Genomic DNA, 14765 nt, shown 5'->3' on the forward strand with positions numbered 1-14765 from the left:
CTCCAATGCAGTCAGATTTCTATTTTGGAGTCCAGAAGCCTTCCAAATTATCTCGGCGATTTTTTTCTTTCTAGTTCGAGAGAGCTTCGCGTCTCTTTTTTCTGTCCAATGTCTTATTTTTACATACAAAGTTTGTCCTGACATCTCTTGACACAGTTGCTTTTTGTTACAAATAAAAGCTTTCAACTCTTTATTCACTTTTCCGAGTTGATCGCGATTTTCAAAAATCTCTAAATCATACCAGAAAAATGGCAAATTTGGTGGGATCGTTTCACGCAATAATTTAGCAACCGAATAGCCATGAATATAGGTTTGAATGACATTTTCTATTTTTACTTGTGTTTCTTTCGAAATAACTCCAGAATATTGCAACTGTGGTTCATCCATCGTTGATGGTAATGGTGTAGTCGATGTCATTGCACTCATCTGGGTGTTTGCGTCATCGGGTGTGAGTGTTTCAGTCCTCTCTTCGGTCGTCACTACAGTTGTTAATTCAGTCATCATGGGTTCTTCTAAAATGGTTTGTTGCGATTCTTTTGGGGTTGTTTGTTGTCGATCTTCAAACGTGTAATCTTGAAAGATATTATTAGTTCTCCATTGTAAGATGATCCTTGTTGCCTTAGTATATTTCACCTCTATATTCTGAAGTTCTAAAGCTTTTCGAATGATCATAGCAAGATTTTTTCTTCTGTCCCTTTTAGTTTCCAGACCATCTTTTTCTTCCCAATTCTTCACGGCATCAAGTAATTTTACTCCTGATAGTCCGTCACATGGAACTCCTTGCTTACATAAATAATCTTTGACTTTTTGATTGACCCCTTGTATTTTATGACGCAATTGAAACGTTTCAAGATCAAACCAAAAAGAAGGTAAAGGAACGGTCTTCGATTCACTAGAAGGCCGATGTTCCAGATACGCATTCATAATTCGCTTGATTTTGGCGACCGTTTCTGTCGGGATTTTTGTGTAAGATTCCACAATCATTTCTTCATAATCAATCGAAGGAATAGCTGCATAATCAATCGAAGGAACAACTGCCGCTTCAGCCCCTAAATATGGAAATACATCGAAATTAAACTGTTGGATATACCCATCCACCCTGCCATAAAAATCTGCCGCCAGATGCCAAAATGGAGACAAAAGACTTTCTTCTCCAAGGGACAATGTAGGTGTAGCTTTCCCTACCAATTGTGAAATCATTTCTGGGGATAGTTCCTGAAGATTATTTTTTTTCTTTTTCTTCTTTTTTTGCGAAGTCTGGATTGGGAGCGAATTTTCCGTTGGAGGAGTGGTCATTGAAATTGATCGGTTCTTTTCTAGTTGGCGGTGATTGGGCATTTGTTCTCCATAGTTTACCGAAAAGGAACTCAGTAACCAATCAGCAAAATACGACAGCAACGAACCGTTTGTTTCTTTTTGTTCTTGAATAGGAGCTACGTGTTCATGTTGGGAAAAGAACTGGTAAAACAGCTTATTCAAGTCATTCCAAAACGTTTCAGTCACTTGATTATGTACATGATTTGTGGGATCTATTGTGGTGTTATGTTGGTTTTCAAAAGAAACTTGAAAGGCTTTACTTAGTCTTTGAGCTGTCTCTTGCGCAGAAAAAGGGTGGAACTCATGTTCAGTAGTATTGGTCATGTGGCCAGAAGAAAAAGTAGGATTCTCACTTTCTTTTTTCATTCCTTGGTTGTTTTGTGTCTCAGCTTTACCGATTGCTTCTTGACAAACCGTGGTAAAGCTCGTTTGTTCTACACTTTCTCCTGTGAAGATCAATGTGTTTACCTGATCCGTCCTTCTCATGGTGGTACAATTCACCAGTTGATAGAGGTCATGAACTTTCTGGTGAACAGAAATACTTAATTCATGTGCGATTTTCGCTACGTCGATGGTTTCCTGTGTGGACGTTGTCTGATTACGGAAAGTTTGGTTGGCAAAAAATGGACTGGCACTGAGAAACTGAGAGGCGATTGATGTTGACTGATGAGGTATGGTATGGGACGTCTTCAAGAACTGGATTCGCTCACGGTTGATGGTAGAGGTGGAAACAAAGGAATGTATTCTTGTCTGATTCCCGTCTCTTCTCACATCAATTCGTGTGTTCACTTCAAATGCTGGGGCGTTTTTTCTGATGACCGTCTGTTGTTGGGGAGGATCAACTAATCGAGCGTTTTGGAAGATACTGGATAAATAAAGGAAACCATCTAATGTCAATAAACTATCGGGGGCTAGTGTTTGTCCCGTATTATTGGCAATATAATTTAACTTTGCTTGGTCATTTCCTGATTTATTCTTGCCATTTCGTTTATTATTTCCCTTTCCAATTGTTTCTCTAGAGATAGCTTGTGGTAGCCTTATCTTCTTCCTCATCTTTGGTTTCAGTGATGTCCTTACTTTTGGTGGCATCATTTTCACTCCTTTATAATTAGCTATTGGATATTTTGTTATATAAGTGTTCATTTTAATAACACCTAAGGGTCTATGGTTTTACGTCATCCATCAAGCTTCTACAAATGAATCAAGCAACTCTGCATCATTTTCTCAAAAATAACAGTCCTTTCATGGCAAAAGCAGCAACTCAGCAAACTTAGAAAAATAAAAAAGAGATAAAAAAACAATAAAAACCTCTTTAGTGCGTCAAACTGAGCTAAGCAACATCCCTACGACTACTTCCTTCTTTTCTGTAAAAACTTTGAAACTTTTCTTCAAAGAATCCATTTTCATATAAATTATAAAATAAAAAAAAGAAAGTATCAGTACAGGATTTGTGACTATACCAAATATAAAATTAAAAAAGTTATATAAAAAATGGATTCTCTCATACTATACTATAGATAAAGGCTTTTTGGCTTTGTTATTGAAAAATCAAAAAGATTATATCAGACATAATAGGATCTTTCTAAGATTTCTCTACATCCATACCATTTGACAAAGAGCAAAAAAATAAGCTGTCAGATCACGAAATGATCATCCATCATCTCGGATCTTTCAGCTTATTTGATATCAATCATTATGAAACTTAAATCGATTGTTCTTTACCAAAGTATCGTTGCCATTTTTGTCTCATGGAAGCAGTCATCGGTTGTGCTGCTTCTTTTACTGCACAATATTTATCAACGAATGTCACGATATATCCTTCTTTGTATTTAGGAGGGGCAATCGTCGCTCCCCACATGTGTTTCAAGATGATATCTCGTTCTAAGTCGGATAGCTCAGTGATTTTTTCTGCATTCTTGACGGCAATTCTTGGATGCACATAAGCATGTGTTCCTTCATCAAATTTCGTCGTGCGCCAATCATAATAGAATAAATCATGTAAAAGCCCTGCACGCGCAGTTGCTTTTGCATCTCCACCCCATTTTTTGGCTAGTTTGTAACTATGATAAGAAACACTGATAGAGTGTTCCAGTCTTGTCGAATGAACATGTTGGGTATAATCTGCTAATTTTTGAACGGCTTCAGTTGCTAATAGATCTTCTACATAAGACATGTATTCTTCATCTTCACGCCATTTTTCTGTCATAATTTATCGATCTGCCACCTTTTTGAATTTCATTTATCTTTGAAATTGAATCTAGTATATCATCACGCCTAAGAATATTCTAGTGAATTTGGTGTAAACGACAAAAGCTTAATAGATCCTTAATCATAAAGAAAGTTGATACAACAAGATACCTGTAGCCACTCCCACATTTAAAGATTCAGCATTTCCCTTCATCGGAATATAGATATTCTGATCAGCTAAAGCCAATAGTTCCGAAGAAACCCCCTGACCTTCATTGCCCATGATGATGGCATAGTTTTCAGTTGGTTTTATTTTTGTCAAAGCAACTGCTTGTTCATTCAACTCTGTTCCATAAACCATGAAGCCTTTTTTCTTCAAGTCAGGAATTATTTGGTTTAGATCAACAGTAATTACCGGTAAATGATAATTACTTCCTTGCATGCTTCGCAATACTTTCGTACTATAAATATCTGCCGTTCCTTTACCTAATAATACACCAGACAAGCCGAAAGCATCGGCTGTTCGGATCATCGTTCCTACATTTCCCGGATCTTGCACATGATCCAACATTAGCCATCCCCCAGAATCGATCGATAGTTTTTTTTCTTCTAAATGCATCACAGCGATGATTCCTTGTGGTGTCGGCAAATCCGATACCGCTCTCATCACTTCATCAGTAACCAAATAACTAGGAATGGTTTGTTCATCCAACCAAGAACCCCATTCGGCCAGACCTCTTTCCGAGATAAAGACTTCTTTTACTCTCGCCTGTGAAACAACTGCCTCTTCGATCAGATGAAATCCTTCAAGCAGATATTCCTGTGCCTCCTCTCTCGATTTTTTTTTATGTAATTTCTTTAATTCTTTAATTCTTGGATTTTTTGCTGACTGAATTTTTTTCACGTTTTCCACCTCGCTTTATTATAGCATGGAATCGATCCTTGAGCTTGTTAGATCCGGAAAAAATCGTTATCATTAATTTATCACATAAGGAAAGAACGGTGAAAAAAATGAAAAAAGTCAAAATGAATGTTCAAGGACGTGTACAAGGTGTTGGTTTTCGCTATATGACTAAGATGGTTGCAGATCAGCTGGGGATAGTAGGAACGGTAAAAAACGAAGAAGATGGTTCAGTAACTATTGAGGCAGCTGGTGATGAAGAGACAATTGATCGTTTTATCGAAGAAGTCAAACAATCGCCTAGTCCAAGTGGACGTGTCCAATACGTTGACCTCCAGGAAAACCCAATGATGACTGACCGTAAAAAATTTGATGTGGTTGGTTAGTCTATTAGAAAGAAAAACTAATTCTAAAAAAATAATGTGGTTTTTATTTTTTAAGAGACATTGCTTTTGAACAAATATCAAAAGTAAAAACAGTGTTCCACTAGGATAATTTGAATTTTCTATGAAGTGGATTGAATTTTTCTACTATTTTTAGTATAGTTAAGTTTGTGTAAAAATTATAAAAGAGGAAGTATTATATGAATAAATGGAAAAATTGGTTACTAGGTTCAGGTCTTGTAACAATCTTACTTTTCTTATCCGGGTGCGTACGGATGGATTCGGACGGAAATCCTGATAAATCAGGAATCGTCTATCGAGTACTAGTTGAACCAATGGGTCAAGCGATTACATATTTAGTACAGAATTTCAACTGGACCTATGGTTGGGCTGTTATTCTAATGACTGTAATCGTACGTATCATCATCTTGCCTTTAGGGATCAGTCAATCGAAAAAAACAATGATCCAATCAGAAAAAATGCAAGCTTTGAAACCACAAGTTGATGCAGCTCAAAAAAAATTAAAGGCTGCGACAACTCGAGAAGAACAAATGGCTGCACAAGCAGAAATGCAACAAGTATATCGTGAAAATGGATTGAGTATGACCGGCGGGATCGGTTGCCTTCCCCTATTGATCCAAATGCCTATTTTCTCAGCATTATATTTCACTGCTCGCTATACTGAAGGTATTCGTGAATCAACATTTTATGGAATTGATTTAGGCTCACCAAGTTTAGTATTGGTCGCAATCGCTGGTATCGCTTATCTTTTCCAAGGGTATATTTCAACGATCGGTATCCCTGAAGAACAGAAAAAAACGATGCGTACGATGTTGATCGTTTCACCTGCAATGATCGTTTTCATGTCGATCAGCGCACCAGCTGGCGTGACACTCTATTGGGTAGTCGGTGGTATCTTTAGTTGTCTACAAACATTCATCACGAATGTTTTGATGAAGCCTCGCTTAAAAGCCCAAGTAGCTGAAGAGCTAAAACAAAATCCACCAAAACAAGTGGTTACACCAATTAAAGATGTGACACCTACGAAAGCTGACAAAGCTTCCAATAGTACAAAGACACAAGCACAAATCAGTACTTCTAAGAAAAACTCAACTAAAAATGGTCGTAATGCAGGTAAACAGCAGAGACGTAAATAAATTTTGGTAAAATAATTAAAGACTGGTCAATCTAACGGGGGACTTATCGAAAGACAACAATGTCTTGTGATAAGTCTCTTGTCTTTTTTAATGACAGAAACTCATCGAGCTTAGTAGAAAAAAACTCAAAGAGTAACAGTAAGAGATAGTAAAAAAACATCAAATTTTTATTTTACAATTTTGAGTTATCCTCAAAGTGATGTTTATTAAGTTTAATCGAACTAAAACTATTTGAAGGCTGTGACATAAGTCCTTCCACCAACCAAATATCCGAGCTATCTTTATAATTTACTTCTGTAGTCCAGTAGGCACTCGTCACAAATTTATGATGAATCGTGTAATCCAACTAATATTATTTGGCTACTTTAGTCCGTTTTTCACTGATGTCACAGCCTCGACAAAGAAAAGAAGCGCAAAAATGCTTTCCACATTCTTGCGCTTCTTCGTCTTATTGATGAATCGTTTGTCATTGTATCTAAAAACTATTTTATTCTCTTAGTTTATTTGGTGATGATTTGATCCAAGCTAGCAACAGATAACGCCATTTCAGCAATTTGCTGCAATTGAGCCAAACGGTTGTTACGAACTTTTTCATCTTCTACCATAACCATTGTTTGATCAAAGTATTGATCGATCAGTGGACGTAGATGAGTCAATTGTTCATAGTTTTCTTGTAGTGTTTGGTTCATAAATTGTTGTTTCACTTCATTCACTGCTTCATATAATTCTTTTTCTGCTTCATTTTCAAATAGTTCAGGATCAATTGCTACTTGGTCTTCTTGTTGGGCTTTTTTAGCCAAATTCACCACACGAGTCAAGGCTTCCATTGAAGGTTTGAAGTTTTCATCTTTTAGATGTTCTTTGAATAATTGAGCAGCAGCGAAGACTTTCGTTAAATCTTTTTGTTTAGCTGCTAAAACCGCATCGATAATATCGTGACGGATTTGTTTTGAAGCTAAACGTTGTTTCAAACGACCTTTGATGAAATCAATGACTTCTTGTTGACCATCAGTTAAGGAAATGCCAAAACGTTGACGATCTTCTTTGATGACTTCATTGATTTCTTGTTGTAACGTTGCTAATGGGAAAGCCCATTGTTTTGCCTCAATGATTCGAACAATCCCATACGCTTGGCGACGCAAAGCATATGGATCATTGGAACCACTTGGGATCATTCCTACTGTGAAGAAGGAGAAGATACTATCCAATTTATCGGCAATAGCTAATACCGCACCAATACATGTTTCAGGTAATTCACCTTCACTTGAAATAGGGAGATAGTGCTCACGAATGGCTGTTGCTACATCGGGTTTTTCCCCTTTTAACAAAGCATATTTTTCACCCATGATCCCTTGAAGCTCAGGAAATTCACCTACCATATTTGTAACAAGATCAAATTTATAGATTTCTGCTGCCCGTTGAAGATCAACCAATTCTTCAGCTGATAAACCTACAGATTTTCCGATGACTTCTGCAATCACTTGTACACGTTGCATCTTTTCATACATGCTACCGATTTTCTCATGGAAAGTGACTGTTTTCAGTTTGTTCACATAATGGTCAATACTGAATTTTTTGTCTTCATTATAGAAAAACTCTGCATCTTCTAAGCGTGCTGTTAGCACTTTTTGATTCCCGCGAACTACATTATCCAGTTTTACACGATCACCATTACGTACTGCGATAAAATGAGGAAGTAATAGTCCTTCATCATTTCTTACTTCAAAGTATCGTTGATGTTCTTTCATTGAAGTAACTAATACTTCTTCTGGAACAGATAAATATTTTTCTTCAAAATCACCAGCAAAAACCGTTGGATATTCCACTAAATTATTTACTTCTTCTAGTAACTCTTCATCAAAATCGATTTGCCAATGATTTTTTTTCGCTAGCTCTTGTGCTTGAGCGATAATCATTTCTTCTCTTTTTTTAGGTGCAGCGATCACAAATTGGTCGGCTAGTTTTGCTTCATATTCACTCGTATTTACAAAAGTCACTTCTTCACCTAAGAAACGATGACCACGAGAAGTACGACCTGTTTGTACATCCAATAGCTCAAATGGAATGACTTCATCGCCATATAATGCAACGATCCAATGAATTGGGCGAATGTATTCAAAATCATAGGATGCCCAATGCATCGTTACAGGAAACGTCAAACTTTTGATAACTTCCGTTAAGCCAGCGAATACTTCAACAGCAGGTTTTCCATGAGTATATTTTGTCACGTAGACATATTCTACTCCTTTGATCTCTCTAAAAGTAATATCGTCAGTTGTCATCCCTTGGCCACGGACAAACCCTTGCGCTGCTTTGGACCAATTTCCTTCTGCATCTAAAGCAATCTTTTTGGCTGGACCTTTTACTTCTTCTTCACTATCTTCTTGGCGTTCTGGCACATTTGTTACTCTAATCGCTAAACGACGTGGTGTTGAAAATGTTTCGATCGAATCATAAGACAATTGATTTTCCTCTAAGAAAGCCATTGTTTTTTGTTCTAGTTGTTTCATACTTGGTGTTACGACATGTGCGGGCATTTCTTCTAACCCGATTTCTAATAGCAAATCTTTTGCCATATTATTCAGCCTCCTTAACAGTACTTGTATCCCCAGTTTGGTTATTCAACAAAGGGAAGCCTAATTTTTCACGTTCTGCTACAAAGATCTTAGCGACAGATTTTGCCATATTACGGATCCGTGAAAGATAACCTGCCCGCTCAGTAACAGATACTGCCCCACGAGCATCTAATAAATTGAAGGTATGGCTACATTTTAAAATGTAATCATACGCTGGATGCACAAGATTTTCATCAATACACCGTTTTGCCTCTTTTTCAAAGCGGTCAAAGTTAGTTAACAGTAATTCTTGATCACTTACTTCAAAAGAATATTTAGAATGTTCATACTCTGGTTGGGTAAAGATCTCACCGTACTTCACACCATCTGCCCATTCTAGATCATAGACGCTTTCTACTTCTTGGATATAAGAAGCTAGGCGTTCTAATCCATAAGTGATTTCTGATGTGACTGGCTTACATGGTAATCCACCGACTTGTTGGAAGTACGTAAACTGTGTGATTTCCATCCCATCTAACCAAACTTCCCAACCAACACCAGCACACCCCATAGAAGGATTTTCCCAGTTATCTTCCACAAAGCGAATATCATGCTCCAAAGGGTCGATCCCTAGCAAACGTAAACTTTCTAAATAAAGCTCTTGGATATTTTCTGGAGAAGGTTTCATAACGACTTGGAACTGATGATGTTGATATAATCGATTAGGATTTTCTCCATATCGTCCATCTGCTGGTCGTCGTGACGGTTCCACATAAGCCGCATTCCATGGTTCTGGACCGATCGCACGTAAAAATGTATACGGACTCATCGTCCCTGCTCCTTTTTCTGTATCGTAAGCTTGCATCAACATGCAACCATTAGATGACCAAAATTTTTGTAATGTCAAAATCATTTCTTGTACAGTTTGTTTTTTACTCATATCCTCTACCTCTTTCATCTTAGCGACTATCGAAACATATAAAACAAAAAGTCCCTATGTTTGCATCTACAAACATAGGGACGAAAATGATCGCGGTTCCACCCTACTTCCGAATCAATCGGCAGCTTCTTTTAAGTGTACTCCCAAGTGCCTCTTCAAAAACCGTTTGCATCCGGCTTCCACTCTCCCGAACTCGCTAGTGCCACTTGATTTTTTACTGATCTTGTTCAACGTACTTATTTAATTACGATTTTTACTCATTAAAACTCCTGATAGCAAAAAAACTATCATTGCTCTAGGATTTATAATAGACGGAAAAGTATCCTTTTGTCAAATATTTTTAGATTTTTTATCAAATCTTTTTTAGTTCTCTGTACTCTCTTCATTCGAACTTTTTTCTGGTATTTCCGTTTTCTTTAATACATGCTCCCAACTTTTCATTTGATCAATAAATTTTTTGCTCTTCAAATGAATGCCGACATACTCTTCATAAAGCTGATCTATCAATTGACGTATCGCTTGCTTGGTTTCTTCTTTTACATTGATCCCACTAATACGATCATAGGAGATTGCTGAAAACATACGGACAAAGTATACAGCTCGAGGATCGGCATGATAGCGATGGTGATCTAAATGCCAATGTTGTTCACACAAAATACCACCATATTTTGACGAATAGTCAAATTTTCCTTGAGTTTCTCCACAAACACCACAGTGTGTCCAAATTGGTGATATGCCAAAACGCTGTAAAATCTGGATTTCAAAAATATTGGTAATGATTTCTGGATCATCTCCTTGATCCATCCGTTGTAATGCTTGTTGCGTAAATTGAAATAAATGGGGATCGTATTGACGGTCTTCAATTGCTGCATCTACTAGATTCAATAAATAGGTCCCATAACCACTCAAAAAGATATCTTCTTGAATTTTACGAAAGGCATGGACTTCTTTCACACTATTCAGAAAAGATAATCCTTCATTTTTAAACTGTCCAATATAAATTGCTTCAGTAAATGGAAGTAGCGCTGGCGCAAGCGGCTGGTTTTGACGATGAATCCCTTTGATGTAAAACATCATCTTTCCAGATGATTCCGTAAATATCTTAACCAGTTTGTCTTTTTCTTTATAATTACGGCTTGAAAGGATGATTCCTTTCGATTCTGCCAGCTGACTCATTTTCAATTCCTCCCTCTATCGAAAGATTAAATGAAATCTTTTGGAAAATAAGACGAAGCTCCCGAAAATATGCATGCATTTTCGAATTCTTCGCCTTATTTTCAGATATAAACTATTTGAAATCTACTTTTTTAGTCTTAATATTCATCTTGGCGATAGCCGAAATCTTGTAAATAAACTCGTTTATCTCGCCAGTCTTTTTGGACTTTTACCCATAACTCTAAAAAGACCTTGTCGCCTAACAGATTTTCGATATCTTTTCTTGCTTTGGTTCCGATGTCTTTTAGCATTTTGCCGCCTTTACCAATGATGATCCCTTTTTGGCTATCACGTTCAACGATGATCGTTGCTTGGATATGGATCTTATCATTTTCATTTCGTTTCATCGTATCAACAACTACAGCGACTGAATGTGGGACTTCATCTCTTGTCAAAAACAGGACTTTTTCACGAATCAGTTCTGAAACGATAAAATATTCAGGATGATCCGTTACTTGATCATCTGGGAAATATTGTGGTCCTTCTGGCATTTCTTCCACTAAAACAGACATCAGACGTTCCACATTGTTTCCTTCTGTAGCAGAGATCGGCACAACTTGTGCAAATGGCATTTGGTTCGAATAATCTTCAATGATGCCTAATAATTCGTCAGGATGTACTTTATCGATTTTGTTGATGACCAAATAAACAGGTGCAGAAACATTTTTTAAACGCTCAATGATAAAGTCATCACCGCGCCCTCTTTTTTGATCGGCACTTATCATAAATAGTACAGCATCCACTTCACGAAGTGCGCTATACGCTGTTTCAACCATAAAATCCCCTAAACGATGTTTTGGTTTGTGGATCCCAGGTGTATCGATAAAAATCAGTTGTGCTTCTGGAGTCGTATAGACTCCTTGGATTTTGTTTCTAGTTGTTTGCGCTTTATCACTCATAATGGCGATTTTTTGTCCGACGATTCGGTTCAACAATGTTGATTTTCCAACGTTTGGACGTCCGACGATTGCCACAAATCCAGATTTATGTTCTGACATAGTTACTCTCCTTCTTAATTAAAAAAACAATTGATAAATTTTAGGGATAAACAAGATCATCCCAACAATGACAGCAAAGCAAGCCGTTAATAGTACTGCCCCTGCAGCCATGTCTTTGATTTTTTTTCCGATTGGATGAAAATGAAAATCCGTAAACATATCAACGACGTTCTCAAATACCGTGTTCATGATTTCCACGATCCATACAAGAAACACCGCTAACAAAAGCCATAGCCATTCGTTGCGTTCTAATCGAAAGACAACGCCCATGATCAGCGCAAGTATTCCGAGCGCGACATGTTTTTTCATGTTGCGCTCTTCATCAAACACTGTTTTTACTCCTTGAACAGCAAATTCTACAGACATTAAAAAATGTTTATTTTTTTCGATATTTTGCTCTTCTCTCTTATCTTTTAAGTCCATAAGCATCTAAAATCTCTTTCTGTAGTCCAAACATTTCTTCCTCATCTTCTGGTGTCATGTGATCGTATCCATTGATATGCAGGAAACCATGTACAGCTAAAAAGCCAATTTCTCGATCATATGAATGACCATACTCTTTTGCCTGTTCTTTTGCACGTTCAGTTGAGATCATGATATCGCCAAGTACACGAGGCAGTGGATTCTCCATTTCTTCAAAAATCACAGGGATCTCATCTTCACCTTCTTCTTCCAATGCAAAACTGATCACATCAGTCGGGGCATCTTTTCCACGATATTCGCGATTGATTTCTTGAATAGCTGCATTATCCATAAATGTCACTGACATTTCAGTTTCTTCCGGTAACTGTAAATAATCCGCTGCGAATTGGAGTAATTCGTCAATTTCGTTGATTTTTTCTGTCGAAACAGCTTTTGTTTCATCGATAAAGGTTATATCCATCATCCATCGCTTCCTTCTTGCTAATCTTTTTCGTTCTTCATTTTTTCTGCTTCTGATTTCATTTTAGGATATTTGATCCTAGAATGGAATGTACTACTTAAACCACTGACTAATGATTTTTCGACTTTACGAATTTCTTTCAAGGTCAAACCACTATCATCTAACTGTCCATCAGAGATACGTTCTTCGATCAAATTATGGACAAAAGCTTCGATTTTTTCACTTGTCGGATGATCCATTGCTCTGACAGCTGCTTCACAACTATCCGCAATATTTACGATACCCGCTTCTCTCGTTTGTGGTCTTGGTCCAGGGTAGCGGAATTGTTCTTCTGTTATTTCTGGGTTTCTTTCTTTCGCTTTGATATAAAAATACTTCATCAAGGTTGTTCCATGATGCTGGCGACAAATATCGATCACCATTTGAGGCATGTTATATTCTTCTAGAATTTTTGCACCATCGGTCACATGACCAAAGATGATTTGCTTACTATCTTCTGGCAACAAGAAATTATGTGGATTTTCAGCACCAGCAGGTAAATTTTCAACAAAAAAGCTGGCATGCTTGATTTTGCCAATATCATGATAGTAACATGCCACTCGTGTTAACAACGATCGTCCACCAATCTCTGCCACGGCATTCGCACTAAGATTGGCTACCATCATACTGTGATGATACGTACCGGGAGCTTCTTCAAGCAATTGTTTCAATAATGGATGATTTGGATTGCTTAGTTCATTCAACACGATCACACTGTCATCGTTCACCATCAATTCAATGTATGGGTGTAACCCGATCGTTAATAAGTAAGAAAGCAATGCTCCCATAAAACTACAGATAATAGTTAGCCACGTTGTTCCATCACCAAAACTCATGCCTTGATAGACAACTAAAACAATGTCCATCATTAAAGGAAAAAGGATGATCCAAATCACTGCTGGAAACCACTGCTCAGAAACACGTTGGCGTTTTAAAATAGTCGCTAGTAATCCGGCAAATAAATAAGAAAGCAAAACCACCGTTAAAAAGTTGGTACCAATCGAATCATAAAAGATAAACAATGCCATAACTGTTTGAAATAGTGCTGCCATAATGCCTGCACGTCGATTCAGGAAGAAATTCAAGACTAATGGAACAAAAGCTGCTGGATAAAATAATGGAATATAAGTTGCTTGTTCCGTCTGAAAGACTTGGAAAAATCGCATCAATAAAATACTGATCGTCATCCCAGTGACATAAAATAAAAGATATTCCGTTCGTTTGAATAAATCTTTATATTGTAAAGAGCTGTAAAATAAAACAGCAATTTGCAACAACACTGCTAAGATCATGGCTACCAGCGGAAAAATGGATGTGGTTTGACTCGTCAATCCCAATAGTTCTAGTTTTTTCATAGCCGCTGCATCGATTTGATTTCCTTCACGTACAATGATTTCTCCTTGGAAGATCATTACTGGCTGGATAGAATCGCGAGCTTCTTGCTTCAATTCTTCCGTTCTCTTCTCATTTAATACATCATTGACAACAATCCCTTGATCCACTAGATAGCGAATCATTTGTTGTTGCTGTGCCGAAACATTCAAATACTGGATTTTCTCATCCGCTTCTTGCTTGAATGTTTCCAAGTCACTTTCACGTACCTGTTTACTCATCTGCTCATCGATCAACTTCAAACTTTCATCACGTATCGTAATAATCTCATTTTCTGATAGATTCATAATGGTTGCATAAAAATTATTTGGTAATTTTTGATAAAAAGCAACGTCATCTGCCGTTGACTTTTCAAAATTTTTCTTCAACGCAGCGATGCGTTCCTCCACTGTGGGCTTCGGTACATTTTCATTTTCTTTTGCTTTGCTGACTTTTTCTTCGTACTCTTTATCAATCGTCTCATTAGTCTTCTTGATCAATTCAAAAAGTTGTGTGATCCGACGATCTTGCTCATTTGCTAGATCTTGTTGATACGTGTATTCAGGGGTAACAGCTTCTGCCGCTAGCTTCCTTTTTTGTTCCGTTTCTTCTGTGTTCTCAATCGTTTTATTGGCTCGAATACTTTCTTCTGCGACTTGCCCCTCTTTAAAATCATTGGGTTTTTGCTTGACACTACTGAATGTTGCACCAAAAATCACGAAAAAAAACAAAATCAAAAGAAAAGGTCCAGCAGCTTTCCCTAGTGTTTTTTGTAGCTGCTGTAGTATTTTGTTCAACATATGCTAATCCTCCTAAGAA

The 14765-nt window shown here is 37.3% G+C and carries 12 protein-coding genes; 2 read left to right on the plus strand and 10 right to left on the minus strand.

Translation table 11 applies throughout. From position 1 onward, the window contains the following. From A5844_RS14265 to A5844_RS08040, 3 genes are all read right to left on the minus strand, one after another. The coding region (locus A5844_RS14265) for a QWxxN domain (protein WP_179190573.1) at positions 1-2406 on the minus strand (2406 nt) is incomplete at its 3' end. Between the two features lie 613 nt (positions 2407-3019). Then, entirely contained in the window at positions 3020-3523 is a 504-nt protein-coding gene (locus A5844_RS08035) for an HD domain-containing protein (protein WP_086284689.1), read from the minus strand. A 123-nt stretch (positions 3524-3646) separates the two neighbouring features. Then, the gene (locus A5844_RS08040; RefSeq protein ID WP_086284690.1) at positions 3647-4408 is read right to left on the minus strand and encodes a TrmH family RNA methyltransferase; all 762 of its coding nucleotides are present in this window, start codon (positions 4406-4408) and stop codon (positions 3647-3649) included. A gap of 107 nt (positions 4409-4515) precedes the next feature. Here A5844_RS08040 and A5844_RS08045 point away from each other — a divergent pair, with 107 nt between their 5' ends. Both A5844_RS08045 and yidC read left to right on the plus strand, forming a co-directional pair. After that, entirely contained in the window at positions 4516-4791 is a 276-nt protein-coding gene (locus A5844_RS08045) for an acylphosphatase (protein WP_086285241.1), read from the plus strand. A 197-nt stretch (positions 4792-4988) separates the two neighbouring features. After that, positions 4989-5945: a membrane protein insertase YidC gene (gene yidC / locus A5844_RS08050; RefSeq protein WP_086284691.1), complete on the plus strand. Its 957-nt coding sequence runs from the start codon at positions 4989-4991 to the stop codon at positions 5943-5945. 500 nt (positions 5946-6445) lie between these two features. Here yidC and glyS read toward each other — a convergent pair whose 3' ends face one another. The 7 genes from glyS to A5844_RS08085 form a co-directional block, all read right to left on the minus strand. Continuing rightward, positions 6446-8521: a glycine--tRNA ligase subunit beta gene (glyS, locus tag A5844_RS08055; RefSeq protein ID WP_086284692.1), complete on the minus strand. Its 2076-nt coding sequence runs from the start codon at positions 8519-8521 to the stop codon at positions 6446-6448. 1 nt (position 8522) lies between these two features. Continuing rightward, positions 8523-9440, minus strand: a complete 918-nt coding sequence (glyQ, locus tag A5844_RS08060) for a glycine--tRNA ligase subunit alpha (protein ID WP_086284693.1) — start codon at positions 9438-9440, stop codon at positions 8523-8525. A gap of 363 nt (positions 9441-9803) precedes the next feature. Next, positions 9804-10616 carry a DNA repair protein RecO gene (gene recO, locus A5844_RS08065; RefSeq protein ID WP_086284694.1) on the minus strand — a complete coding sequence of 271 codons (813 nt, stop codon included), beginning with the start codon at positions 10614-10616 and terminating at the stop codon, positions 9804-9806. Between the two features lie 137 nt (positions 10617-10753). Next, entirely contained in the window at positions 10754-11653 is a 900-nt protein-coding gene (era, locus tag A5844_RS08070; RefSeq protein WP_086284695.1) for a GTPase Era, read from the minus strand. A gap of 18 nt (positions 11654-11671) precedes the next feature. Continuing rightward, complete coding sequence (locus A5844_RS08075) at positions 11672-12076, minus strand: diacylglycerol kinase family protein (RefSeq protein WP_179190574.1); 405 nt, start codon at positions 12074-12076, stop codon at positions 11672-11674. Then, positions 12060-12536, minus strand: coding sequence for an rRNA maturation RNase YbeY (gene ybeY / locus A5844_RS08080; RefSeq protein WP_086285242.1), 477 nt, complete (start codon positions 12534-12536; stop codon positions 12060-12062). Before ybeY ends, A5844_RS08075 begins: the two co-directional genes overlap by 17 nt. Positions 12537-12556: 20 nt before the next feature. Then, positions 12557-14746: an HD family phosphohydrolase gene (locus tag A5844_RS08085; protein WP_086284697.1), complete on the minus strand. Its 2190-nt coding sequence runs from the start codon at positions 14744-14746 to the stop codon at positions 12557-12559. Positions 14747-14765: the final 19 nt, after the last annotated feature.

This window comes from Candidatus Enterococcus wittei (assembly GCF_002140175.1).
GTDB lineage: Bacteria > Bacillota > Bacilli > Lactobacillales > Enterococcaceae > Enterococcus_B > Enterococcus_B wittei.

Bases quoted from the DNA above. Each gene is read 5' to 3' on its own strand.
- A5844_RS08035 (WP_086284689.1), bottom strand. From the start codon at position 3,523: ATGACAGAAAAATGGCGTGAAGATGAAGAATACATGTCTTATGTAGAA.
- ybeY (WP_086285242.1), bottom strand. From the start codon at position 12,536: ATGGATATAACCTTTATCGATGAAACAAAAGCTGTTTCGACAGAAAAA.
- A5844_RS08085 (WP_086284697.1), bottom strand. From the start codon at position 14,746: ATGTTGAACAAAATACTACAGCAGCTACAAAAAACACTAGGGAAAGCT.
- recO (WP_086284694.1), bottom strand. From the start codon at position 10,616: ATGAGTCAGCTGGCAGAATCGAAAGGAATCATCCTTTCAAGCCGTAAT.
- A5844_RS08045 (WP_086285241.1), top strand. From the start codon at position 4,516: ATGAAAAAAGTCAAAATGAATGTTCAAGGACGTGTACAAGGTGTTGGT.
- era (WP_086284695.1), bottom strand. From the start codon at position 11,653: ATGTCAGAACATAAATCTGGATTTGTGGCAATCGTCGGACGTCCAAAC.
- A5844_RS08075 (WP_179190574.1), bottom strand. From the start codon at position 12,076: ATGGACTTAAAAGATAAGAGAGAAGAGCAAAATATCGAAAAAAATAAA.
- glyS (WP_086284692.1), bottom strand. From the start codon at position 8,521: ATGGCAAAAGATTTGCTATTAGAAATCGGGTTAGAAGAAATGCCCGCA.
- yidC (WP_086284691.1), top strand. From the start codon at position 4,989: ATGAATAAATGGAAAAATTGGTTACTAGGTTCAGGTCTTGTAACAATC.
- glyQ (WP_086284693.1), bottom strand. From the start codon at position 9,440: ATGAGTAAAAAACAAACTGTACAAGAAATGATTTTGACATTACAAAAA.